Origin of the sequence: Pseudomonas sp. RIT-562, from assembly GCF_026241895.1 — a bacterium.
Lineage (GTDB): Bacteria > Pseudomonadota > Gammaproteobacteria > Pseudomonadales > Pseudomonadaceae > Aquipseudomonas > Aquipseudomonas mandelii_F.
The window spans coordinates 306,254-328,192 of sequence record NZ_JAPJIV010000001.1 but is presented as its reverse complement, the minus strand read 5'-3'; the positions used below and the strand labels follow the sequence as shown (position 1 = coordinate 328,192).

The window sequence follows — 21,939 nt, the reverse complement described above, 5'->3', positions numbered from 1 at the left end:
AGCCTGCTCGCGATGAGGGCGTGACATTCAACGAAGATGTTGAATGTCAGTGCGCAATCGCGAGCAGGCTCACTCCTACAGGTTTTACAGCGGTCATGAAATCCACGGGGACTTGCGGATGATCTCGACAAAGTTCATCGGCTTGAACCCTGGCTCGCTGTCCACCAGCACATCCGCATTCACCGTGCCGAAAGTAGTGTCGGGCTTATCCTTGAAGCCATTGGCGAAGGCACACAGGATGCACTCCTTGAACCCATCACCTCGTGGATGCGCATGCACCACGGCCTCGCGCTGCCCAGTGGAAAACGCCGCGTAGTCGATACCCAGTACATCCATCTCGACCCCCGCCGTCACCAGCGCTACGTTAGGGCGAAGGTGTTGGGGTACTCCCGGTGTGGTGTGCAGGGCAATCGACAGCCAGACCTGTTCGATGTCGTCGTCGGTTAGTCCGTAGGGCTTGAGAAAGGCCTTGGCGGCGTTGGCACTGTCGACCTCGAAGCGTTCATTGGCGGAGCGATGGCCTTCCATCAGACCCAGGTCATGGAACATCGCGCCGACGTAAAGCAGTTCGGGGTTGTAGGCCAGCTGCTTGCGCTCACCGCTCAGAGCGCCGAACAGAAATACTCGACGGGAATGGTGATAGAGCAAATCCGACTCGACGTCGCGGATGTATTCGGTAGTGGCCATGGCGAGGGCGCTGTCGGGGATCTGGATGCCGGCGATGGTGCTGCTCATGGGTGCTTTCCTCGTGGGGAACGCCGTGGCGGCGCTGTTGGAACAAGTCTGTTCCTGCGGCCCGAAGCGGACAATCGAGGCATGGCTGCGATCCTTGCCAATGAACATGCATATCGCGCCAGCCTGATTTTTTCACGACTGCTACGCAGCCGAACGCAGCCTCGCAGGCCGGCAGCTGCTACAAGTGTTCGCAGGCATAGATTTGGGGAGTTTTTGGCATGAGTAAAACCGTGGCCATTGTGGTCTTCGCCGGCGTTCAGTCACTGGATGTCACCGGGCCCATGGATGTGTTTTCCGAGGCCAACCGTTTCCTGGCGCCAGCGGACCACTATCGCCTGGAAGTGATCGGAGTCGAACATGGGGTGATGGTGTGTTCCAACGGTTTGGCACTCCACGCCCATCGGCATTACAGCGAAGCGCCGGAGGCGTACGACTTGCTCCTGGTGGCGGGCGGGCCGCAGTTGCCGTACATGAACTTCGGCGCGACTTTCGATGATTGGCTGCGCGACGCCAGCGCACGGGCGCAACGGTTCGGCTCTATCTGCAATGGTGCCTTCATGCTGGCCCGGGCCGGGTTGCTGGAGTCGAGAACGGTGACCACGCATTGGGGCGATGCGGCGGCGTTGGCTGCTTTATGTCCTGGAACATGCGTCGAAGCCGACCGGTTGTACGTGCAGGACGGCGAGCTGGTCACCTCGGCCGGGGTCACGGCGGGGATTGATCTGTCGCTGTTCCTGCTGGCCCAGGATCACGGCCCGGAAGTCGCGTTGAGCGTGGCGAAGCGGTTGGTGGTGTTCACCCAGCGCTCGGGTGGGCAGTCGCAGTTCAGTCCGTTCCTCACGCCCCATGCCGAACCGACCTCGGCGGTCGCGTTGGTGCAGCTGCATGTATTGGCCAACCTGACGGGCGACCTGACCATCGCCGACCTGGCCTCCGCCGCGAACATGAGTGCGCGCAATTTCTCCCGGGTGTTTGCCCGGGAAGCGAAGATCACCCCGGCGGAATTCGTCGAACGGGCGCGGGTGGATGCGGCACGAGTGCTGCTGGAAAGCACCCGAGCGCCACTCAAGACGGTGGCGTACCAGTGTGGTTTTCGGGATGCGCAGCATATGCGCAGTGTGTTCAACCGGCGGCTGGGGGTGACGCCCCAGCAGTTCCGGTTGAATTTTGCGGTGGGGGTGTGAGGCAGAGTTCGGAGGAGTTCATGCGGGCCCCATCGCGGGCAAGCCTTGCTCCCACAAATGTTGATCTCAGGTTCGCCATTGTCCTGTGGGAGCAAGGCTTGCCCGCGATGAGGGCCGCCCAGGCAACATAATTTACCGGCTCGGTGGCGCCAACTTCAAAGTACTCCGAGTATTCGCTTTAACCTCCTCTTCATTGAGGTAAGCCTGGAAATACATCCCTTCGATATACGCCTCCGCCTGGTCGTCATAGTGGCTGTTGAACGGCACGCCGCTTTGGCCGACCGGGTTGACGGTGAGGCTGTGTGCCGGGTCGGCGAAGTCGATCAGGCGTCGGGTCGAAGGGCCGTAAGTGACAGGCCAGGGCGCCGGGCCGATCTTCGCCGAGAGGTTATTTGGTACTTCATGAGTGCCAGGCGCGGCGAACGGGCCGACGTTGAAAATCCGCTCCAGCGGCTTTTGCTGCCCTAGCGGATGACCATGGGTCAGGGTATGCGCCTTGCCCCACTGCCACTGCGTGACGTCTGCGCCGAGTGTGCTCTTGAGGTGCGCCAGGCTCGCTTGCCACGCTACCTTGACCGTGTCGGCGCGGGTTTCCTTGGCGGCAGTGTTGCGGTTGTCCCACCACGGTGAATCGATGTTGGCTGCCAGGCGCGGCAGCGCGGCATCGATTACCCGGGTCGACAGCAGGGTTTCGAAGAATGCATCGCCCAGCTCGTCATGCATTGTCGCGTCGGCCAGATTGAACAGCAGCTGGTTGAACAAGGTGGCACTGGTGGAATCCAGCGGGTAATCACCTTGCCATTGGGCCAGTTGTTCGACCAGCTTCAGCTCCGCAGGATCGTTGACCACTCCGCGCAATACCGGCAACAGCGGGGCGAGAAAGCGCGGGCCGTAGCTGGTGGTGGTGCCCAGCTGCAGCTTCTGACTGGCGTCGAGGTCCCACTTGACGGCGTTGTCGCCGAGCTGGCGATTGAGCTGTTGGCCACGATCCGCCAGGTTGTAGTACCCGGGAATATCCATCCCGGTTGGCGACACCGGCTGGAAATTGGCCGAGATGATATAGCCCCGTGGCGGATTCTCTTCTTGGGGATTGGCGCTGAAGGGGTAGAACCCGTCCTTTTCCGCTTCGGCAGTACCACCGGCGAGAATGAAATCGCCACGCACCCCGGCAGGGCGCTTGGGCAGTTGGGCGGCCGCCCACCAGCCGATATCGCCCTTGGCATTTGCCCAGACGATATTCAGGCCCGGCGCCTGGACTTTGGCCGCCGCACTGCGGGCCTTGGCCAAAGTGTCGGCACTATTGAGCTGGTAGAAGCCTTCAAGGATCGGGTTCTGGCTTTCGAGGAATCCCCACCACATGGCAATCGGCGTCTTGCCAGCGTTGGCACCCAGCGCGTCATTGACGATCGGCCCGTGGGGCGACTGGCGCAGCACCAGGGTCACTGGCGCCTGGCCCTTCACGGCGATCTGCTGCTCGCTGGAAGTCATGTCCACCCACTTGCCGCGATACCAGACCTGGTTGGGATTGTCCGGGTTGACCTTCTCCGCGATCAGGTCCAGGTCGTCGTTCTGGAACATGGTGATGCTCCAGCCGAAATCGTGATTAAGGCCGAGTGACGCAAACGGCATCAGCGCTTGATAGTGGCCATAAAGGTCGAAGCCCGGTGCCGAGAGCTGCGCCTCGTACCACACCGATGGCGCGGAAAACCGAATGTGCGGGTCGCCCGCCAACAACGGCTTGCCGCTCTTGGTGCGGCTGCCGGCGATGACCCAGGCGTTGCTGCCTTCGAACTGCGGCAGGCCGTTATCGGCCAGGACTTGTTCACTCAGGCGGGCGAGGGCATTGAGGTCCTTCCAGTCGATGCTGGCATGGGCAGCGGCACCGCCTGGTTGATTCGCCAGCACGCCTTTGGGCTGCCAGTCGAGATCGAAGACGCTCAGGTAGTTGGTGCCAAGTTGATCGCGTACGTAGGTCAGCAGCGGCTCGGTGCGAAACGCCGCGGCAAAACTGTAGGCCATATAGCCGGCGATGCTGATGGTGTCCTGCGTAGTGAAAGGGCGCTTGGCAATCCCCAGCACGTCGAACTCGACCGGTCGCGGATGGCTGTCCTGATACTGATTGATGCCGTCCAGATACGCCTGCATGGCGATAAACGCCGGCGACTTTTGATCCAGGTTGGCGAAGTAGGTTTCAGCGCGCTCGCGAATGCGCAGGCTACGCATCAGCTTGTCGGTATCGAGCAATTTAGGCCCCAGCACTTCGGCGAGTTCACCTCGGGCGAGGCGGCGCAGGATTTCCATCTGGAACAGCCGGTCCTGGGCCTGCACATAACCCAGCGCGCGATACAGGTCGGGTTCGTTTTCGGCACGGATATGCGGCACACCGCGCTCGTCGTATCGCACCGTGACGGGGCCCTGCAGGTGTTGCAGTTCAACCATGCCCTTGCGCGTCGGCTGTTTGCTGTAGACGTACCAGCCAGCGCCCGCAGCGAGTACCACAACCAGCAGGACGAGAGCGGTCAGGAGGCGTTTCATGGAGATTCCTTGTTCTTGTTATGAGTGACAGCAATTCCCTGGCGACACTGTTTAACACGACCTGCCGTTTCGGCCCATCGCCCTTAGGAGGGATTCTTATTGCCGGTTTTGTCCCTACTGGGTCGTAGCCACTGGCCAGGGGCAGTAACATCCCACCGCCAGCGTGTGGGTGGCGCTGACCTCGCGGCCTTCGTTTAAAGCCTGCAGGATCGGTTCGATAAAACTGTTGCTGGAGTTGCAGGTGAGACCTTCGCTGTAGGGGCCGAAATAGGCCAGCTTGCCGGCTCGATCCCAGATCGCCACGGCGGGGCTGGCCGGAATCTGCTCGGAGCCAGGAAACACGTTGATGTTTTTCAGGCTGCTCAGGGTGCTCGGCAACTGGCCGTGACTGCCGGGCTTCTGCACCGAGTAGAACTCGATGCCCTGTGGTACATAGCGCTCGACCAGTTCACTGAGGTGCTGCTGGTTGCCGACATTGCACGGACACGCCGGGTCCCAGAAGTGCACCAGGCGAATAGCCCCGGGGCCTGCCATTTCATCCGGCAGGCGCAAGGGGTCGCCGGAGAACACCGCCGTGTGTTCACTGAATGCGCGCAGGTAGCGCCCCTGGAACCAGTCATATGCCGCCCACAGTACGGCGGCGCACACGAGGGTGAGCAGGCTGGCGAGCAGTGTGGTGCGGTAGGCCGGGCGCATGGATTGCATTCCTTTGAGGTCGGCTAGCTTGCCATGCTTGCCGGGACAGATGAATATCGCAGGCCGATAAAGTCCTTTTCACTCGCTGGAAATGCTCATGTCTGCCACTTTCGCCCCCGATCACTTGCGCGCCAGCCTGCGGCCATTGGCCGATGCCCAGCCATTGTCGGAGGAAGGGCGGGCGTATCAGCGGTTTTATGGGCTGGATTTTCCCGGGCGCGAGCTGCGCTCTGGCCTGGGGCGGTTCGACGTGGGTGGTTATCAGGTGGTCAGCCAGTTCTGGTGGCCGCAGCGGGCGAAGGCGACGCTGTTTCTGTTCCACGGTTTCTACGATCACACCGGCTTGTATCGGCACGTGATCGACTGGGCGCTGGAGCAGGGTTTCGCCGTCATTGCCTGCGACTTGCCAGGGCATGGCCTGTCCAGCGGCGAGCGGGCGAGCATCCGGGATTTCGCCGAGTATCAGGACACGTTGCACGGCTTGTTTACCGAGGCGAAGTCGATTGATCTGCCGCAGCCGTGGCACCTGTGCGGGCAAAGTACCGGGGGGGCAATCGTGATTGATCATGTGCTCAACGCCGGGCCAGACAGTCCGGCCCAGGGTCAGGTAATCCTGCTGTCGCCTTTGGTTCGGCCGCGGGCGTGGGGCTGGTCGCAGCTCAGTTATCACTTGCTCCGGCCCTTCGTCAAAGCCATCGCCCGGCGCTTCAGCGAGAACTCCAACGACCCGGATTTCCTGCCGTTCCTGCAAGCCGACCCACTGCAACCGCTGCGTCTGCCCACCGCCTGGGTCGGCGCCCTTGCTCGTTGGATCAAGCGCATCGAGGCGGCGCCGAACAGCTTGCGGCGGCCGCTGATCGTGCAGGGGCAGGCGGACATGACGGTGGATTGGCAGCATAACCTTGGGGTGTTGCGGGCCAAATTCGATCGGCCGCAGGTGTTGATGCTGCCCGAGGCACGGCATCACCTGGCAAATGAAACGCTGGCGTTGCGGGCGGAGTATTTTGGCTTTTTGACCAAGCGGATCAAGGGCCGGAATCTATAGCGGCAGTGGGGGCCCTATCGCGAGCAGGCTCACTCCTACAGTTGAAATGCGTTCCAAATGTAGGAGTGAGCCTGCTCGCGATAGCGATCTATCAGGTACTGAAAATTATTGCCCCGGGTTAGTCTGCCCCACCGCCAACCCCGCCCGAATCGCCGCCAGCGCCGCCTGGTAATAAGCCTTGCCTTCAGTCGACTCGGCAAATGTCGCAAATTCTTCCAGTTCCGTGTCCGACAGGTCGCGATAGACGTACAGCAACGTGTTGTTCAAGTCGCTGCCGATCTGATCCATCAGGCGCTGGCGCTGACCGTTCAACATCCCCTGCGCCTGACCGCCGCCAAGCAAGCCGGGAATCATCGAGCTGAGGCTGTCTGCGGCGACGCCGGCAATTGCCAGGCTCACCTCGGCGCCCGCTTCGCGCGCAGGCAAGGCCTGGGCGAGGTGGCCGATGATCAGCATGCGAGTGTCACTGGCCTCGATTTTTGGCAGGCCCTTGGCATTCTTCGCCAGCTGATCGCGGCGGGTTGCCAGCAGCTCGGCAGCGACGATTTTCTTGCCCAGTGGCGACTCGAAAAAGGCCAGGGCCGGCTTGGGATCGACCAGGGTCTTGCGCAATTGCGCCTCGGCGCGTTGATCGACGGCCTGGGGCGCGAACCGCTGGTTGCTGTTGTTGACCAGCGCCTGGAACACCGCCGGAGGCAGGCTGTTCTGGTAGCGCTGCTGGGCGGCCGCAAGTGCGTCGTTGAAATGCGCGCGTTGTTCCGGCCAGCCGGCGACCTTGTACAACTGGTCGTGGCCGTCTGCCCAGGCGGGCATAACGCAGAACATCAACAGTGAGAAAAGCAAACGGCGCATTGGGGACTCCTGTCAGCAGGCGACTATTCTCCGTGTGGCATTCGGACTTGTCGAGAATTCGTATCAAGCCGCTGCACGGCTCTGTCGGATTTGCAGGCACAGGAATACTATGCGCGCCATGCAAATATCCTCTGATCATCCGCTGCTGCTACGTATCGTCGACGACCTGGCCACACATGGCTGGTCGCAGCAGAATATTTTCCTGCCTCTGGGTCTGACCCGGGAACTGGCTGCTGAGTGCCATAAACGTGCAGCCGAAGGTGAATTGGCGCCCGCCGCCGTGGGTCGTGGGCCCACTTCGGAGATTCGCGAAGGCATTCGCGGTGATCGTATCCAGTGGATCGAACCCGGCCAGGCGCTGGCCTGTGACAGTTATCTGCAGCTGATGGACAGCCTGCGCGAGGCGATGAATCGCGGCCTGTTCCTCGGTCTGGAAGATTTCGAAAGTCATTTCGCGCTATACCCGCCAGGAGCCTTTTACCTCAAGCACGTCGACCGCTTCCGCGACGATGACCGGCGCATGGTATCGGCGGTGGTCTACTTGAACGACGCCTGGCTGCCCGAGCACGGCGGCCAGCTGCGCATGTACCTGGACCAAGGCGTGCAGCACGACGTGGTGCCTACCGGAGGCTGCCTGGTGGTATTCCTGTCGGGCGAAGTGCCCCACGAAGTCATGCCCGCAAGCCGTAATCGCCTGTCATTGACTGGCTGGTTCCGGCGTCGCGGCAACGAGCCATTCTGACCATGCAGAAGATTCTGGTAAGCCGCTGCCTGCTGGGGCACCGCGTTCGCTACGACGGCGGTGCCAGCGGGCCGTTCGATCAGCTGCAGCAATGGGTCGATGAAGGTCGGGTCGTGCCTTTGTGCCCCGAAGTGGCCGGAGGCTTGCCGACTCCCCGGGCTGCCGCAGAAATTCCGGGCGGGCAGGGCGGCGAGGTGCTGGATGGGCAGGCTGCGGTCATCACCACTGATGGCGCGGATGTCAGCGCCGAATTTCTAGCGGGGGCTTACCAGGCGTTGGAACTGGCGCAAAAGCACGGCATCCGGATTGCGGTGTTGAAGGCCAACAGCCCGTCATGCGGGAATCTGTTGACCTACGACGGGACTTTCAGCGGCGTGAAGGTCAGCGGCGAAGGCGTTACCGCGGCATTGCTACGGCGTCATGGTGTGCAGGTCTTCAGCGAGCTCGAATTGCCCAAAGCCGCTGCCGTACTCGCAAGCCTTACACCGCAGTTGTAGGAGCCTGCTTGCTGGCGATGACGGTGTAATAGTCAATGTAGATGTTGAATGTTTCACCGCAATCGCCAGCAAGCAGGCTCCTACAAGGGTCGCGTAATATTCAGAGTCTGGCAGTGGTCTCAGGGTTTGGGAGCCACACTCGTATCCGCACCAAACCACTTCTCGGAAAGCGCTTCCAGGCGCCCATCTGCTTTGATCCGCCCCAACGCATTCTCCAGGCTGGCATGAAACGCCGGGTTGCCCTTCTGAAACGGAATTGCCAGGCTCAGCGGCGCGGGTGCCTTGGGTTTTTCCTGCGTCAGGCTCTGCACCAGCAGGATCGAGCGCGGCTCCGGTTCTTTCTGCGCGATCAGATCTGCCTTGGCATAGCTGTAAGGTTCGCTGAAGTCGAAACGATCCTTGAGATCCGGGGTCAGTGCTATGTGATTGATGGCGACGTCGAACTTACCGCTCTCGACCCCCGGCAACAGCTCGCTGGCATCGGCCACGACAAAGTCGGCCCGTACATCCAGCTCCTGGGCCAGCAGTTGACCCAGTTCCACTTCGAAGCCGGTGAGTTTGCCGTCGTCCTTGAAATTGAAGGGTGGTGTATTAGCCTCAAGAGCAATGCGCAGTTCGCCACGGTCGTTGATGTCGTCAATCAACTCGGCATGAGCCATTGGGCTCAAAAGGGGTAGCAGGCAGATCAGGCCAGGCAAAAAGCGCATGGTCACTCCTTTGAATTCATTATGGCGAGGCTCTGGATCGGCTCGCTTTGCTATGGTTGTCGAGTGCCTTCGACAACAAATGGTCATGAAGTTGTCATGACTGCGCGGATTTTACGTAAAAACTGGAGAAGAGAATGAAAACCTTTATGTCACGAGCAGCATTGGCTGGCCTGTTGATGGGGGCTTCGATGCTGGCAACGGCAGCCACTCCGGCCCCCAAGGGAGCAGAAGCGTTTATCGTTTCCCCGGAAGACGGTGCCAAGGTGCCACAGGAATTCAAGGTCAAGTTCGGCGTCAAGGACATCTCTCTGGCCCCTGCGGGCGATGTCACCAAGCACACCGGTCACCACCACCTGTTGATCGATGTGAAAGATCTGCCTGCAGCTGGCCAGCCGATTCCGACGGACGCCAACCACATGCATTTCGGCAAGGCGCAGACCGAAGCGACCATCAAACTACCGCCAGGCAAGCACACTTTGCAGCTGGAGCTGGGTGACAGCGGTCACATTCCATTCGACCCGCCAATCGTGTCGAAGAAAATCACCGTGACGGTGGAATAATTTCTCCGCAGGCATGAAAAAGGGAGCCACAACGGCTCCCTTTTTTGTCGCTCAGAATCGCTATCAGAACAATACCCGGCAACGAATAGTGCCGTTGATGTGCTGCAGCTTCTCCTGGGCGATCTCGGAGTAATCGGCGTCGACGTCGATCACGACGTAGCCGACTTTCTCGTTGGTCTGCAGGAACTGACCGGAAATGTTGATGCCGTTTTCGGCGAAGACCTTGTTGATCTCGCTCATCACACCCGGGATGTTCTCGTGGATGTGCAGCAGGCGGTGCTTGCCAGGGTGAGCCGGCAGGGCCACTTCCGGGAAGTTCACCGACGATACCGAAGTACCGTTGTCGCTGTACTTGACCAGTTTTTCCGCGACTTCCAAGCCGATGTTGGCCTGCGCTTCGGCGGTGGAACCACCGATGTGCGGGGTCAGGATCACGTTGTCCAGGCCACGCAGCGGGCTCTCGAACTCTTCGTCGTTGGAGCGGGGCTCTACCGGGAATACGTCGATGGCCGCGCCGATCAGGTGCTTGTCCTTGATCGCGTCTGCCAGGGCGTCCAGCTCGACCACGGTGCCGCGTGCGGCGTTGATCAGGATGCCGCCCTTCTTGATGGCGCGGATTTCCTTCTCGCCGATCATCCACTGGGTCGCAGCGGTTTCCGGAACGTGCAGGGTGACGATGTCGGACATGCCCAGCAGCTCGTGCAGGTTACCGACCTGGGTGGCGTTACCCAGTGGCAGCTTGGTCACGGTGTCGTAGAAGTACACCTGCATGCCCAGGCCTTCAGCCAGGACCGACAATTGAGTACCGATCGAGCCGTAACCGACGATACCCAGCTTCTTGCCACGGATTTCGAAGGAGTTGGCCGCGCTTTTGATCCAGCCGCCACGGTGGCAGGAAGCGTTCTTCTCGGGGATGCCGCGCAGCAACAGGATCGCTTCGGCGAGCACCAGCTCGGCTACGGAGCGAGTGTTGGAGTACGGTGCGTTGAACACTGCGATGCCGCGTTCGCGAGCCGCGTTCAGGTCGACCTGGTTGGTGCCGATGCAGAAGCAACCGACAGCGACGAGCTTCTTCGCGTGATCGAAGATCTCTTCGGTCAGTTGCGTGCGGGAGCGAATGCCGATGAAGTGCGCATCAGCGATCTTTTCCTTCAGCTGGGCTTCCGGCAGAGAACCTGTGAGGTACTCGATGCTGGTGTAGCCCGCCGACTTGAGAACGTCGACAGCCGATTGGTGGACGCCTTCGAGAAGAAGGAACTTGATCTTGCTCTTATCGAGAGAAGTCTTGCTCATCTGCGTAAACCTGTATCCCGGAGAAAAATGGCAGGAAATGGTCAACAGATGCTGACCCGGACGGCAAGTATGCCGTCGCCGCAGAATCGCCTTTGGGCACTACCCTGCGGGGTCGGTATGCTAGCATAGGCGCCCCGCTAAACACTCATTCCTGCGACGTGAAGCGTTCTCAGGATGACCATGAATTGTTCGAGAGTTCTGTCGATGACCAATCCTGCCCTGATTGATGAGCTGAAGACCCTGGTTGAGCCTGGCAAGGTGCTGACCGATGCCGACTCCCTGAATGCTTATGGCAAGGATTGGACCAAGCATTTCGCTCCGGCGCCCACGGCCATCGTGTTCCCCAAGACCACCGAGCAGGTGCAGGCCATTGTCCGTTGGGCCAATGAACACAAGGTGGCATTGGTGCCGTCGGGCGGCCGTACCGGGCTTTCCGCTGCGGCGGTGGCAGCCAATGGCGAAGTGGTCGTGTCCTTCGATTACATGAACCAGATTCTCGACGTGAACCTCACCGACCGCACCGCCGTGTGCCAGCCGGGCGTGGTCACCGAGCACTTGCAGAACGTCGCTGAAGAAAAAGGCCTGTATTACCCGGTGGACTTCGCATCGGCTGGTTCCAGCCAAATTGGCGGCAATATCGGCACCAATGCCGGCGGGATCAAGGTTATTCGCTACGGCATGACCCGTAACTGGGTCGCCGGCATGAAAGTCGTTACCGGCAAGGGCGATGTGCTGGAGCTGAACCGCGACCTGATCAAGAACGCCACCGGCTACGACATGCGCCAGCTGTTCATTGGCGCCGAAGGCACCCTGGGTTTTGTGGTTGAAGCCACCATGCGCCTGGATCGCGCGCCGAAAAACCTGACCGCCATGGTCCTCGGCACCGCCGATTTCGATTCGATCATGCCGGTTCTGCATGCATTCCAGGGCAAGCTCGACCTGACTGCTTTCGAATTCTTCTCCGACAAGGCCCTGGCTAAAGTCATGGGGCGCGGTGATGTGCCGGCGCCGTTCGAAACCGATTGCCCGTTCTACGCGTTGCTGGAATTTGAAGCGACCACCGAAGAAGTGGCCAACCACGCCCTGGAAACCTTCGAGCACTGTGTGGAGCAGGGCTGGGTGCTGGATGGCGTGATGAGCCAGAGCGAAACCCAGCTGCAGAACCTGTGGAAGCTGCGCGAGTACATCTCCGAGACTATTTCCCACTGGACTCCGTACAAGAACGACATTTCGGTCACGGTGTCGAAAGTCCCAGCGTTCCTCAAGGAAATCGACGCGATCGTCGGCGAACACTACCCGGATTTCGAAATCGTCTGGTTCGGTCACATCGGCGACGGCAACCTGCACCTGAACATCCTCAAGCCGGATAACCTGAGCAAGGACGAGTTCTTCGCCAAATGCGCCACCGTTAATAAGTGGGTGTTCGAAACCGTCGAGAAATACAACGGTTCGATCTCCGCCGAACACGGCGTGGGCATGACCAAGCGTGACTACTTGACCTATAGCCGCTCGCCGGTCGAGATCGAGTACATGAAAGCCGTCAAGGCGGTATTCGACCCGAATGGCATCATGAACCCGGGCAAGATTTTCGCGGTTTGACATTCGAATTTAAGCGCTACGAAGCAGGAGTCGGTCCATGAGCTATCAGCACCAGTATGTCGACGGAACGCGTATCCACTTTCCGCTGGGGAAAGTGGTGTGCATCGGCCGTAACTACGCCGAACACGCCAAGGAACTGGACAATCCGGTGCCTACCGAGCCGCTGCTGTTCATCAAACCGGGCAGCTGTGTGGTGCCGCTTGAAGGTGGCTTCAGCATTCCGACCGAACGCGGTTCGGTGCATTACGAAGCGGAAATCGCTGTGTTGATCGGCAAGCCGTTGTCGACCAAGCCAAGCCGCGAAGAAGTGCTGGATGCGATTTCCGGTTTCGCCCCGGCCCTGGACCTGACCCTGCGCGACAAACAGGCCGAGCTGAAGTCCAAGGGCCTGCCCTGGGAAATCGCCAAGTCGTTCGACGGCGCGGCGGTAATTGCGCCATTCGTGTCCGGCAGCACTTTCGCCGACCTGACCGACATCGGCATTCGCCTGACCATCAACGGCGAAGTCCGTCAGGATGGCAACAGCAGCGCGATGCTCAACCCGATCGTGCCGATGATCCAGCACATGGCCGGCTGCTTCTCGCTGCAGGCCGGTGACGTGATCCTGACCGGCACGCCGGTGGGTGTTGGCCCGCTGAATGTCGGTGACGAACTGGTGATCGAATTGCCAGGCGCGAGCAGCTTCACCACCAGCGTCCGCTGAAACAACACACCCTTGTAGGAGCCTGCTTGCTGGCGATCGCGGGGTGTCATTCAATTAAAATATCGAATGGCACACCGAGATCGCCAGCAAGCAGGCTCCTACAAGGTGTCTACCGACCACCTGGATTTTCCCATGGCCAACCAACCGCTGCCCACACTCAAACCTGCCCGCCGCCCGCGCTTTTTCATGCGTTGGTACTACTGGCTGTTGCTGGTAGCCGCCATCGTTTATGGCCTGGCCATTGCCATGCATTGGGATGATCGTGGCGCACTCTGGTTGCAGGAACGTTTCGAAAGCACGGCCGAACGCCAGGAAAGTATCTGGCTACCGAATTACAAGGCCGTGATCGACGCCAAATTGCTCCCAGGCATGGAAAAGGACGAAGCGTCCGACCTGGCCTACAACGCTCAAACCAAAACCCTGTTTTCGGTCATGGGCAAAAATCCGTTTCTCGTTGAACTGACCTTGCAGGGCGATGTGCTGCGCAAAATGCCCCTGGTCGGCTGGAGCAATCCGGAAGGCCTGACGATAATGGGCAACGGCCTGATGGCCATCGTCGACGAGCGTGAGCATCTGCTGTCCATCGTCAAGGTCGATGCCGATACCCGGGAGTTGAACATTGCCGACTTCCCAAAATATGATCTCGGCCCTTCGAAAGACCAGAACAAGGCGTTCGAAGCCATTGTCTGGGACTCGCACAATCAGCAGATGCTGCTGGGTGAAGAGCGCCCACCGGCGCTGTTCACCTGGAAAAGCAGCGATGGCGTTTCGCTGACTGGCGACAAACAGAAACTCGACAGTGACGAACTGGACCTGCGCAACCTGTCAGCCCTGGCCATCGACCCGCGCACCGGCCATACCCTGGTGCTGTCAGCCGACTCTCACCTGTTGCTGGAACTTGACGAGAAGGGCGAGCAGGTCAGCTTCATGACTTTGCTGGGTGGCTTCAATGGGTTGAAAAAGACCATCCCACGAGCCGAAGGCGTGACCATGGACGACGCTGGCAACCTGTACATGGTGAGCGAGCCGAATCTGTTTTATCGCTTCGAAAAGCAGAATTGATCACGACGCCGTGCAGATTTCTTCTGCACGGTTGTAGGACAGGGCAAGTGGCCATTAAGCTTCAGTTCAGACAGACATGATATTTCATCCGCCTGTCTTGAAACCGAGCCCGCCAGAATGCGTCGATTTGCCCGTCCCAAACCCCTGATCCTGATCTTCGTGGTGATCGCGCTGCTGGCGTTGATCGCCATGGGCCAATACTTGCGCCTGTTCGAGCGAGGCTGGTTCAACCTGCATGCGCTGTGGCAGGGCGAGAATGAACTCTCCATTGGCTTGGACCGCTATCAGGTGACGGTCGAGGCGCGAGTCATCGAAGGCCTGGATGACGACGTATCGGCCCTGACTTTCGATCCGGTGCGCAAAAGCCTGTTCACGGTCACCAACAAGAATTCCGAATTGATTGAGCTGTCACTGGACGGCCAGATCATCCGGCGCGTTGCGCTGATCGGTTTTGGCGATCCGGAGGCGGTGGAGTACATCAGTGCCGACACCTACGTGATCACCGACGAGCGCGAGCAGCGGTTGATCAAGATTCACCTGGAGAAGGACACGACTTTCCTGGATGCGGCAGATGCCGAGCAGATATCCCTTGGCGTGCACATGGCCAGTAACAAGGGCTTTGAAGGCCTGGCCTACGACTCTGTGGGCAAGCGCCTGTTCGTGGCCAAGGAACGCGATCCGATGTTGATCTACGAAGTGCAGGGTTTTCCGCACTACAACCCGGAAAAATCCTACGCGGTGCATGTGGTCAACAACCCCAAGCGCGATGCTGGGATGTTTGTGCGAGACCTGTCCAGCCTGCAATACGACGAGCGCAGCGGCCATCTGCTGGCGCTGTCCGACGAGTCGCGGCTCATTCTGGAGCTGGATGTGGGCGGGAGGCCGCTGAGCACCATGTCGCTGAACAAGGGGCGTCAGGGTCTGCAGAAGACCGTGCCGCAAGCGGAGGGGATCGCCATGGATGACGAAGGCACGATGTACCTGGTGAGCGAGCCGAATCTGTTCTACGTATTCAAGAAGCCCGCCCAGCCCTGACCCTAACGGCATAATCCTGTGGGAGTGAGCCTGCTCGCGATAGCGGAGCATCAGTCGACATCTATATTGACTGTTACTCCGCTATCGCGAGCAGGCTCACTCCTACAGGAATGTTCATTTGCCCGGGAGAAAATGGCCTGCAGGGTCTACTTGGCGCGCAGGGTTTTCACGCCTTCACTCGTACCCAGCAACAGCAAATCCGCCGGACGCGCTGCGAACAACCCGTTGGTGACCACGCCGACGATTGCATTGATCTGCGTTTCCAGCTCTACCGGATTGGTGATCTGCATGTTGAATACGTCGAGGATGATGTTGCCGTTGTCGGTCAGCACGCCTTCGCGGTAGACCGGGTCGCCGCCCAACTTGACCAGCTCGCGAGCCACGTGGCTGCGGGCCATTGGGATGACTTCCACTGGCAACGGGAACTCGCCCAGCACAGGCACCAGTTTGCTGGCATCGGCGATGCAGATGAACGTCTTGGCCACGGCCGCCACGATCTTCTCGCGGGTCAGGGCGGCGCCACCACCCTTGATCAGGTTCAAGTGCTCGTCGCTTTCATCGGCCCCGTCGACGTAGAACTCCAGGTCGCTGACCGTGTTCAACTCGTATACCGGAATCCCGTGGCCCTTGAGGCGCGCGGCAGTGGCTTCGGAACTGGCTACGGCGCCATCGAATGCACCTTTGTGTTGGGCCAGGGCGTCGATGAAGCAATTGGCGGTGGAGCCGGTGCCGACCCCGACGATGCTCTTGTCGTCGAGTTTCGGGAGGATGAAGTCGACGGCGGCCTGGGCTACTGCCTGTTTGAGTTGATCCTGGGTCATGCGGGCTCCGAAGTGCCGAAGAGGGGACTAAAGGCCGGCATTATAGGCTGCGATCTTTTCCGGTGTCCTCAAAACCACCGGTTTAGTGTGGTCGCCCGCCCAAAAGCCGGGTTAGACTCGTTGGCCCTGCCCAACCCGCTCAGTGATGCTTTCCGATGCTCGAACAGTACGTCAAGAAGATCCTCACCTCGCGCGTTTATGACGTTGCCGTAGAAACTCCATTGCAGACTGCTCGCCAGCTCTCCGAGCGGCTGGGCAACAATATTTGGCTGAAGCGCGAAGACCTGCAGCCGGTGTTCTCGTTCAAGATTCGCGGCGCTTATAACAAGCTCACCCAGCTGAGCGACGAAGAGCGCGCGCGCGGTGTAGTTACCGCGTCTGCCGGCAACCATGCCCAGGGCCTGGCCCTGGCCGCCAAGGTGCTGGGGGTCAAGGCGACCATCGTGATGCCCAAGACCACCCCGGAAATCAAGGTCGAAGGCGTGCGCTCGCGCGGCGGCAAAGTCGTGTTGCACGGAGATTCGTTCCCGGAAGCGCTGGCCTACTCGCTGAAACTGGTCGACGAAAAAGGCTATGTCTACATTCACCCTTACGACGATCCCCACACCATTGCCGGGCAGGGCACGGTGGCCATGGAGATTCTGCGCCAACACCCGGGGCGCCTGGATGCGATTTTCGTTCCGGTGGGCGGCGGTGGCCTGATCGCCGGTATTGCGGCGTACGTTAAATACCTGCGGCCGGAAATCAGGATCATCGGCGTCGAGCCCGACGATTCCAACTGCCTGCAGGCCGCGATGGCCGCCGGTGAACGCGTGGTGTTGCCCACGGTGGGGATCTTCGCCGACGGTGTGGCGGTGGCGCAGATCGGCCAGCACACATTCGACATCTGCAAGGATCATGTCGATGAAGTGATCACGGTCAGCACTGACGAAATCTGTGCGGCCATCAAGGATATCTACGACGACACCCGCTCCATCACCGAGCCCGCTGGCGCCTTGGGCGTGGCCGGGATCAAGAAGTACGTCGAACACCACGGCGTTACCGGCCATACCTTCGTGGCCATCGACTCCGGCGCCAACGTCAACTTCGACCGCCTGCGCCACGTCGCCGAGCGGGCCGAGCTGGGCGAAGGCCGCGAAGCCATCATCGCCGTGACCATCCCCGAGAAACCAGGCAGCTTCAAGGCGTTCTGCGAAGCCATCGGCAAGCGCCAGATCACCGAATTCAACTACCGCTACAACACCGGCAGCGAAGCGCACATCTTTGTCGGGGTGCAAACCCATCCGGACACCGATCCGCGCAGTGCGTTAATCGCCAGCCTCGGCGAGCAGGGCTTCCCAGTCCTCGACCTGACCGACAACGAGCTGGCCAAGTTGCATATCCGCCACATGGTCGGCGGTCGTGCGGCGCATGTGGTTGACGAAGTCATCCTGCGATTCGAGTTTCCGGAGCGCCCGGGTGCGCTGTTCAACTTCCTCAACAAGCTGGGCGGGCGCTGGAACATTTCGATGTTCCACTATCGCAACCACGGTGCTGCGGATGGCCGTGTCGTCGCGGGGCTGCAGGTGCCGCATGACGAGCGTCATCTGGTGCCGGCGGCGCTTGAAGAAATCGGTTACCCATACTGGGACGAAAGCGACAACCCGGCCTACCTGCTGTTTCTCGGCTGAGGGGCTACGCTGATGGGCAGGTCATAAGGAAACCGGACAATGGAAACGTTAACCGCCTTGAAAATGGCGCACATGGTAGCGACCGCACTGCTGTTGCTCAGCGCGCTGGGGCTGGCGATCTGGGTTTGGCGCACCCGGCGTAATGGTGACGCAACGGCGCCCGCGCGGACCCTGCAGCGCCCGCGAGTGTTTGTCTGGGTGCTGATGGGCGTGGCTTTATTGAGCATGCCGTTCACCGGCTGGTGGATGGTGCATCTGGTGGGCTGGCCGCTGGGGCAGACGTGGTTGCTGGCCTCCAGTGTGCTTTATACCGTGGCGGCGCTGGCGTGGTTCTGGTTGGTGGTGCGGTTGAATCGGCTACGAACTGCTCCGGCAGGCAATGGCAAGTTCACCTTTGCCCTCGCACTGTTCAGCTTTGTCTGCTTTATCGCGATTGCGGGGTTGATGGGCGCCAAGCCTGTTTAAGGCTTAAAACCGCATCGACCCGATCGCGAGCAGGCTCACTCCTACAGGGGAATGCATTCCAATGTGGGAGCGGGCTTGCTCGCGAAGGCGGTTTCAGTCGCGCAGAGTAATCACCGGCCAACCACGCTTCTCTGCCTCTGCGCGCAAATTCGGATCCGGATCCACCGCCACCGGATTCGCCACCTGCTCCAGCAACGGCAGATCATTCATCGAGTCGCTGTAGAAATAACTGTCTTCCAGCGAATGCCCGGTCTCTTCCAGCCAGCGATTCAGGCGGGTGACCTTGCCTTCACGGAAGCACGGCACGTCGGTGCTGCGCCCGGTGTAACGACCGTCGACCATTTCGCACTCGGTCGCAATCAGTGTTTCAACCCCCAGGCGCTCGGCGATGGGGGCCGTCACGAAGCGATTGGTCGCGGTGATGATCACCAGCTTGTCACCCGCTGCGCGATGCTTGGCCAGCAGTTCGATCGCCTTGGGCAGCATGATGGGTTCGATGCAGTCGCGCATGTAGTCCAGGTGCCACTGCGCCAGCGTAGCCATTTCGGTGCGGCCCAGGACTTCCAGGCAAAAGTTCAGGTAGGCGGCGTTATCGAGCTTGCCGGCCAGGTAATCCTGGTAGAACTCGTCGTTGCGAGTCTTGTAGGCAACCGCGTCGAGGAACCCGCGTTCGCACAGGTAATCGCCCCAGGCGTGGTCGCTGTCGCCGCCCAGAAGGGTGTTGTCCAAGTCGAATAAAGCCAGCCGCATTGCAGTTACTCGCTGAAAAGTCTGTAGAAAGGTGTCCAGAATACGGACTTTTCACAAGAGTGCACATAAGGTAGGCCGGCTCGTTGCTGCCTTCACAACCTTTGTGGAACAATGCGACGACATGCGTTTGCGAGGTTGTTGCCGTGATCGACCCCGATGGTTTCCGCCCCAATGTCGGGATCATTCTCACGAATGATGCCGGACAGGTGCTATGGGCTCGCCGTATCAATCAAGATGCCTGGCAGTTTCCCCAGGGTGGAATCAATCCCCAGGAGACGCCGGAAGACGCCTTGTACCGCGAGTTGAACGAAGAAGTGGGCCTGGAACGCGAAGATGTTGAAATTCTCGCCTGTACCCGGGGCTGGTTGCGCTATCGTTTGCCGCAACGTCTGGTCAGGACTCACAGCCAACCGCTGTGCATCGGCCAGAAGCAGAAATGGTTTCTCTTGCGCCTGATCTCCAACGAGCAGCGGGTGCGGATGGATTTGACCGGTAAACCGGAGTTCGATGGCTGGCGCTGGGTCAGTTATTGGTATCCGTTGGGCCAGGTGGTGACATTCAAGCGCGAGGTGTATCGACGCGCTCTCAAAGAGCTTGCCCCGCGCCTTTTAACGCGCGACTGACGACGGAGTTCGACCCCGAGCCATGCTCAATACGCTGCGCAAGATCGTCCAGGAAGTTAACTCCGCCAAGGATCTCAAGGCGGCGTTGGGGATTATTGTGTTGCGCGTCAAAGAGGCCATGGGCAGCCAGGTCTGCTCGGTCTACCTGCTCGACCCTGAGACCAACCGCTTTGTGCTGATGGCCACCGAGGGCTTGAACAAGCGCTCGATCGGCAAGGTCAGCATGGCGCCGAACGAAGGTCTGGTGGGCCTGGTCGGTACGCGTGAAGAACCCCTGAACCTCGAAAACGCTGCGGATCACCCGCGCTACCGTTACTTCGCCGAGACCGGGGAAGAGCGCTACGCCTCCTTCCTCGGAGCGCCGATCATCCACCACCGCCGAGTCGTCGGCGTGCTGGTTATCCAACAGAAAGAACGCCGCCAGTTCGATGAGGGTGAAGAAGCCTTCCTCGTGACCATGAGTGCGCAACTCGCCGGCGTAATCGCCCACGCCGAGGCCACCGGCTCGATCCGCGGGCTGGGGCGCCAGGGCAAGGGCATCCAGGAGGCAAAGTTCGTCGGTGTGCCAGGTTCCCCGGGTGCGGCGGTCGGTACTGCAGTGGTCATGCTGCCACCGGCGGACCTCGATGTGGTACCGGACAAGACCATTACCGACATCAATGCCGAACTTGGGCTGTTCAAGACCGCCATTGAAGGCGTGCGGGCCGACATGCGGGCCTTATCGGCCAAGCTTGCGACCCAGCTGCGACCGGAAGAGCGCGCGCTGTTCGACGTCTACCTGATGATGCTCGACGATGCTGCCCTGGGTAGCGAAGTCACCACGGTGATCAAGACCGGTCAGTGGGCCCAGGGTGCCTTGCGCCAAGTCGTCACCGATCACGTCAACCGTTTCGAACTGATGGACGACGCCTATCTGCGTGAGCGCGCGTCCGACGTCAAAGATCTCGGTCGCCGCCTGCTGGCCTACCTGCAGGAAGAGCGCCAGCAAAACCTGGTCTACCCGGAAAAAACCATTCTGGTCAGCGAAGAACTGACGCCGGCGATGCTCGGCGAGGTTCCGGAAGGCACGCTGGTGGGCCTGGTTTCGGTACTGGGTTCGGGTAACTCCCACGTCGCGATCCTGGCCCGGGCCATGGGCATTCCGACGGTGATGGGCCTGGTCGACCTGCCTTATGCCAAGGTCGACGGCATCGAGCTGATCGTCGACGGTAACCGCGGTGAGGTCTACACCAACCCTAGCGATGTACTGCGCAAGCAATTCGCCGAGGTGGTGGAAGAAGAGAAGCAACTGGCCCTGGGTCTCGATTCCCTGCGCGACCTGCCGTGCGTGACCCTCGACGGCCACCGCATGCCGCTGTGGGTCAACACCGGCCTGCTGGCGGACGTGGCGCGGGCACAGAAGCGCGGCGCCGAGGGCGTCGGCCTGTACCGCACCGAAGTGCCGTTCATGATCAACCAGCGCTTCCCCAGCGAAAAGGAGCAGCTGGCGATCTATCGCGAGCAGCTCGCCGCCTTCCATCCACAACCGGTCACCATGCGCAGCCTGGACATCGGCGGGGACAAGTCGCTGTCGTACTTCCCGATCAAGGAAGACAACCCGTTCCTCGGCTGGCGCGGCATTCGCGTCACCCTCGACCACCCGGAAATTTTCCTGGTGCAGACCCGGGCGATGCTCAAGGCCAGCGAAGGCCTGAACAACCTGCGAATCCTGTTGCCGATGATCTCCGGCACTCACGAACTCGAAGAGGCCCTGCACCTGATCCATCGTGCCTGGGGCGAAGTGCGCGACGAAGGCACGGATGTACCCATGCCGCCGATTGGCGTGATGATCGAGATTCCGGCCGCGGTGTACCAGACCAAGGAGCTGGCGCGGCAAGTCGACTTCCTTTCGGTTGGTTCGAATGACCTGACCCAGTACCTGCTGGCGGTCGATCGCAACAACCCGCGGGTTGCCGACCTCTACGATTACCTGCACCCGGCAGTGCTTCAGGCCCTGCAGAACGTGGTGCGTGATGCCCATGCCGAAGGCAAGCCCGTGAGCATCTGCGGCGAGATGGCCGGTGATCCTGCCGCTGCGGTGTTGTTGATGGCGATGGGTTTCGACAGCCTGTCGATGAACGCCACCAACTTGCCGAAGGTGAAGTGGATGCTGCGCCAGATCAATCTGAGCAAGGCCAAGGAATTACTGGCGGAGCTGATGACCATCGACAACCCGCAGGTTATTCACAGCTCGCTGCAGCTGGCCTTGAAAAACCTGGGGTTGGCGCGGATCAACAATCCGGCGACTGCCAAGGTTCTCTAAACGGTTGATGGCCTCATCGCCGGCAAGCCGGCTCCTACAATGGATGTGTGAACGACACAGATC

Annotated in this window: 21 protein-coding genes; 13 read left to right on the top strand and 8 right to left on the bottom strand. The window is 60.3% G+C overall.

Features of this window, described 5'->3' with window-relative positions:
* Nucleotides 1–93 precede the first annotated feature (93 nt).
* Nucleotides 94–735 carry an HD domain-containing protein gene (locus ORL50_RS01480; RefSeq protein ID WP_266009434.1) on the bottom strand — a complete coding sequence of 214 codons (642 nt, stop codon included), beginning with the start codon at nucleotides 733–735 and terminating at the stop codon, nucleotides 94–96.
* A 218-nt stretch (nucleotides 736–953) separates the two neighbouring features.
* On the opposite strand from ORL50_RS01480, the gene ORL50_RS01475 reads away from it, so the two are divergent.
* Nucleotides 954–1,919, top strand: a complete 966-nt coding sequence (locus tag ORL50_RS01475; RefSeq protein ID WP_266009432.1) for a GlxA family transcriptional regulator — start codon at nucleotides 954–956, stop codon at nucleotides 1,917–1,919.
* A 132-nt stretch (nucleotides 1,920–2,051) separates the two neighbouring features.
* Here the strand turns inward: ORL50_RS01475 and ORL50_RS01470 are convergent, their stop codons facing one another.
* On the bottom strand, nucleotides 2,052–4,454 hold the full coding sequence (locus ORL50_RS01470; protein ID WP_266009430.1) for a penicillin acylase family protein: 2,403 nt from the start codon (nucleotides 4,452–4,454) through the stop codon (nucleotides 2,052–2,054).
* A gap of 114 nt (nucleotides 4,455–4,568) precedes the next feature.
* Nucleotides 4,569–5,150, bottom strand: a complete 582-nt coding sequence (locus tag ORL50_RS01465) for a DUF6436 domain-containing protein (RefSeq protein WP_266009428.1) — start codon at nucleotides 5,148–5,150, stop codon at nucleotides 4,569–4,571.
* A 97-nt stretch (nucleotides 5,151–5,247) separates the two neighbouring features.
* On the opposite strand from ORL50_RS01465, the gene bipL reads away from it, so the two are divergent.
* Nucleotides 5,248–6,195, top strand: a complete 948-nt coding sequence (gene bipL / locus ORL50_RS01460; protein ID WP_266009426.1) for a phospholipase BipL — start codon at nucleotides 5,248–5,250, stop codon at nucleotides 6,193–6,195.
* A gap of 105 nt (nucleotides 6,196–6,300) precedes the next feature.
* On the opposite strand, the gene ORL50_RS01455 is transcribed toward bipL, so the two are convergent.
* Complete coding sequence (locus ORL50_RS01455) at nucleotides 6,301–7,047, bottom strand: DUF2059 domain-containing protein (protein WP_266009424.1); 747 nt, start codon at nucleotides 7,045–7,047, stop codon at nucleotides 6,301–6,303.
* A 109-nt stretch (nucleotides 7,048–7,156) separates the two neighbouring features.
* Between ORL50_RS01455 and ORL50_RS01450 the strand changes: the two genes are divergently transcribed.
* A complete protein-coding gene (locus ORL50_RS01450) occupies nucleotides 7,157–7,789 on the top strand; it encodes a 2OG-Fe(II) oxygenase (RefSeq protein WP_266009423.1) in 633 nt (210 codons plus the stop codon).
* A gap of 2 nt (nucleotides 7,790–7,791) precedes the next feature.
* Nucleotides 7,792–8,286: a 2-thiouracil desulfurase family protein gene (locus tag ORL50_RS01445; protein ID WP_266009422.1), complete on the top strand. Its 495-nt coding sequence runs from the start codon at nucleotides 7,792–7,794 to the stop codon at nucleotides 8,284–8,286.
* Between the two features lie 119 nt (nucleotides 8,287–8,405).
* On the opposite strand, the gene ORL50_RS01440 is transcribed toward ORL50_RS01445, so the two are convergent.
* Nucleotides 8,406–8,993, bottom strand: coding sequence for a transporter substrate-binding domain-containing protein (locus tag ORL50_RS01440; protein ID WP_266009421.1), 588 nt, complete (start codon nucleotides 8,991–8,993; stop codon nucleotides 8,406–8,408).
* Nucleotides 8,994–9,127: 134 nt separating this feature from the next.
* On the opposite strand from ORL50_RS01440, the gene ORL50_RS01435 reads away from it, so the two are divergent.
* On the top strand, nucleotides 9,128–9,553 hold the full coding sequence (locus ORL50_RS01435) for a DUF4399 domain-containing protein (RefSeq protein ID WP_266009420.1): 426 nt from the start codon (nucleotides 9,128–9,130) through the stop codon (nucleotides 9,551–9,553).
* Between the two features lie 63 nt (nucleotides 9,554–9,616).
* Here ORL50_RS01435 and serA read toward each other — a convergent pair whose 3' ends face one another.
* Nucleotides 9,617–10,846, bottom strand: coding sequence for a phosphoglycerate dehydrogenase (serA, locus tag ORL50_RS01430; RefSeq protein WP_027926502.1), 1,230 nt, complete (start codon nucleotides 10,844–10,846; stop codon nucleotides 9,617–9,619).
* 204 nt (nucleotides 10,847–11,050) lie between these two features.
* Between serA and ORL50_RS01425 the strand changes: the two genes are divergently transcribed.
* From ORL50_RS01425 to ORL50_RS01410, 4 genes are all read left to right on the top strand, one after another.
* The gene (locus tag ORL50_RS01425) at nucleotides 11,051–12,445 is read left to right on the top strand and encodes an FAD-binding oxidoreductase (protein WP_266009417.1); all 1,395 of its coding nucleotides are present in this window, start codon (nucleotides 11,051–11,053) and stop codon (nucleotides 12,443–12,445) included.
* Nucleotides 12,446–12,482: 37 nt separating this feature from the next.
* Entirely contained in the window at nucleotides 12,483–13,148 is a 666-nt protein-coding gene (locus ORL50_RS01420) for a fumarylacetoacetate hydrolase family protein (RefSeq protein WP_266009416.1), read from the top strand.
* A gap of 132 nt (nucleotides 13,149–13,280) precedes the next feature.
* Entirely contained in the window at nucleotides 13,281–14,210 is a 930-nt protein-coding gene (locus ORL50_RS01415) for an SdiA-regulated domain-containing protein (protein WP_266009415.1), read from the top strand.
* 117 nt (nucleotides 14,211–14,327) lie between these two features.
* The gene (locus ORL50_RS01410) at nucleotides 14,328–15,245 is read left to right on the top strand and encodes an SdiA-regulated domain-containing protein (protein WP_266009414.1); all 918 of its coding nucleotides are present in this window, start codon (nucleotides 14,328–14,330) and stop codon (nucleotides 15,243–15,245) included.
* 146 nt (nucleotides 15,246–15,391) lie between these two features.
* Here ORL50_RS01410 and rpiA read toward each other — a convergent pair whose 3' ends face one another.
* Complete coding sequence (rpiA, locus tag ORL50_RS01405) at nucleotides 15,392–16,066, bottom strand: ribose-5-phosphate isomerase RpiA (protein WP_266009413.1); 675 nt, start codon at nucleotides 16,064–16,066, stop codon at nucleotides 15,392–15,394.
* Between the two features lie 155 nt (nucleotides 16,067–16,221).
* On the opposite strand from rpiA, the gene ilvA reads away from it, so the two are divergent.
* Both ilvA and ORL50_RS01395 read left to right on the top strand, forming a co-directional pair.
* On the top strand, nucleotides 16,222–17,736 hold the full coding sequence (gene ilvA / locus ORL50_RS01400; protein ID WP_266009412.1) for a threonine ammonia-lyase, biosynthetic: 1,515 nt from the start codon (nucleotides 16,222–16,224) through the stop codon (nucleotides 17,734–17,736).
* Nucleotides 17,737–17,775: 39 nt separating this feature from the next.
* On the top strand, nucleotides 17,776–18,201 hold the full coding sequence (locus ORL50_RS01395; RefSeq protein WP_266009411.1) for a DUF2269 family protein: 426 nt from the start codon (nucleotides 17,776–17,778) through the stop codon (nucleotides 18,199–18,201).
* 93 nt (nucleotides 18,202–18,294) lie between these two features.
* On the opposite strand, the gene ORL50_RS01390 is transcribed toward ORL50_RS01395, so the two are convergent.
* On the bottom strand, nucleotides 18,295–18,951 hold the full coding sequence (locus ORL50_RS01390; protein ID WP_266009410.1) for a histidinol-phosphatase: 657 nt from the start codon (nucleotides 18,949–18,951) through the stop codon (nucleotides 18,295–18,297).
* 143 nt (nucleotides 18,952–19,094) lie between these two features.
* Between ORL50_RS01390 and ORL50_RS01385 the strand changes: the two genes are divergently transcribed.
* Together ORL50_RS01385 and ptsP are read left to right on the top strand one after the other, a co-directional pair.
* Nucleotides 19,095–19,574, top strand: a complete 480-nt coding sequence (locus ORL50_RS01385; protein WP_007945562.1) for an RNA pyrophosphohydrolase — start codon at nucleotides 19,095–19,097, stop codon at nucleotides 19,572–19,574.
* A gap of 22 nt (nucleotides 19,575–19,596) precedes the next feature.
* Complete coding sequence (gene ptsP / locus ORL50_RS01380; RefSeq protein ID WP_266009408.1) at nucleotides 19,597–21,876, top strand: phosphoenolpyruvate--protein phosphotransferase; 2,280 nt, start codon at nucleotides 19,597–19,599, stop codon at nucleotides 21,874–21,876.
* Nucleotides 21,877–21,939: the final 63 nt, after the last annotated feature.

Excerpts from the sequence above, each read along its gene's own strand:
- ORL50_RS01395 (WP_266009411.1), top strand. The coding sequence starts at position 17,776 with ATGGAAACGTTAACCGCCTTGAAAATGGCGCACATGGTAGCGACCGCA.
- ORL50_RS01470 (WP_266009430.1), bottom strand. The coding sequence starts at position 4,454 with ATGAAACGCCTCCTGACCGCTCTCGTCCTGCTGGTTGTGGTACTCGCT.
- ORL50_RS01445 (WP_266009422.1), top strand. The coding sequence starts at position 7,792 with ATGCAGAAGATTCTGGTAAGCCGCTGCCTGCTGGGGCACCGCGTTCGC.
- ptsP (WP_266009408.1), top strand. The coding sequence starts at position 19,597 with ATGCTCAATACGCTGCGCAAGATCGTCCAGGAAGTTAACTCCGCCAAG.
- ORL50_RS01415 (WP_266009415.1), top strand. The coding sequence starts at position 13,281 with ATGGCCAACCAACCGCTGCCCACACTCAAACCTGCCCGCCGCCCGCGC.
- ORL50_RS01425 (WP_266009417.1), top strand. The coding sequence starts at position 11,051 with ATGACCAATCCTGCCCTGATTGATGAGCTGAAGACCCTGGTTGAGCCT.
- ORL50_RS01410 (WP_266009414.1), top strand. The coding sequence starts at position 14,328 with ATGCGTCGATTTGCCCGTCCCAAACCCCTGATCCTGATCTTCGTGGTG.
- rpiA (WP_266009413.1), bottom strand. The coding sequence starts at position 16,066 with ATGACCCAGGATCAACTCAAACAGGCAGTAGCCCAGGCCGCCGTCGAC.
- ORL50_RS01390 (WP_266009410.1), bottom strand. The coding sequence starts at position 18,951 with ATGCGGCTGGCTTTATTCGACTTGGACAACACCCTTCTGGGCGGCGAC.
- ORL50_RS01465 (WP_266009428.1), bottom strand. The coding sequence starts at position 5,150 with ATGCGCCCGGCCTACCGCACCACACTGCTCGCCAGCCTGCTCACCCTC.
- ORL50_RS01455 (WP_266009424.1), bottom strand. The coding sequence starts at position 7,047 with ATGCGCCGTTTGCTTTTCTCACTGTTGATGTTCTGCGTTATGCCCGCC.
- ilvA (WP_266009412.1), top strand. The coding sequence starts at position 16,222 with ATGCTCGAACAGTACGTCAAGAAGATCCTCACCTCGCGCGTTTATGAC.
- ORL50_RS01475 (WP_266009432.1), top strand. The coding sequence starts at position 954 with ATGAGTAAAACCGTGGCCATTGTGGTCTTCGCCGGCGTTCAGTCACTG.
- ORL50_RS01440 (WP_266009421.1), bottom strand. The coding sequence starts at position 8,993 with ATGCGCTTTTTGCCTGGCCTGATCTGCCTGCTACCCCTTTTGAGCCCA.
- ORL50_RS01450 (WP_266009423.1), top strand. The coding sequence starts at position 7,157 with ATGCGCGCCATGCAAATATCCTCTGATCATCCGCTGCTGCTACGTATC.
- bipL (WP_266009426.1), top strand. The coding sequence starts at position 5,248 with ATGTCTGCCACTTTCGCCCCCGATCACTTGCGCGCCAGCCTGCGGCCA.
- ORL50_RS01420 (WP_266009416.1), top strand. The coding sequence starts at position 12,483 with ATGAGCTATCAGCACCAGTATGTCGACGGAACGCGTATCCACTTTCCG.
- ORL50_RS01480 (WP_266009434.1), bottom strand. The coding sequence starts at position 735 with ATGAGCAGCACCATCGCCGGCATCCAGATCCCCGACAGCGCCCTCGCC.
- ORL50_RS01435 (WP_266009420.1), top strand. The coding sequence starts at position 9,128 with ATGAAAACCTTTATGTCACGAGCAGCATTGGCTGGCCTGTTGATGGGG.
- serA (WP_027926502.1), bottom strand. The coding sequence starts at position 10,846 with ATGAGCAAGACTTCTCTCGATAAGAGCAAGATCAAGTTCCTTCTTCTC.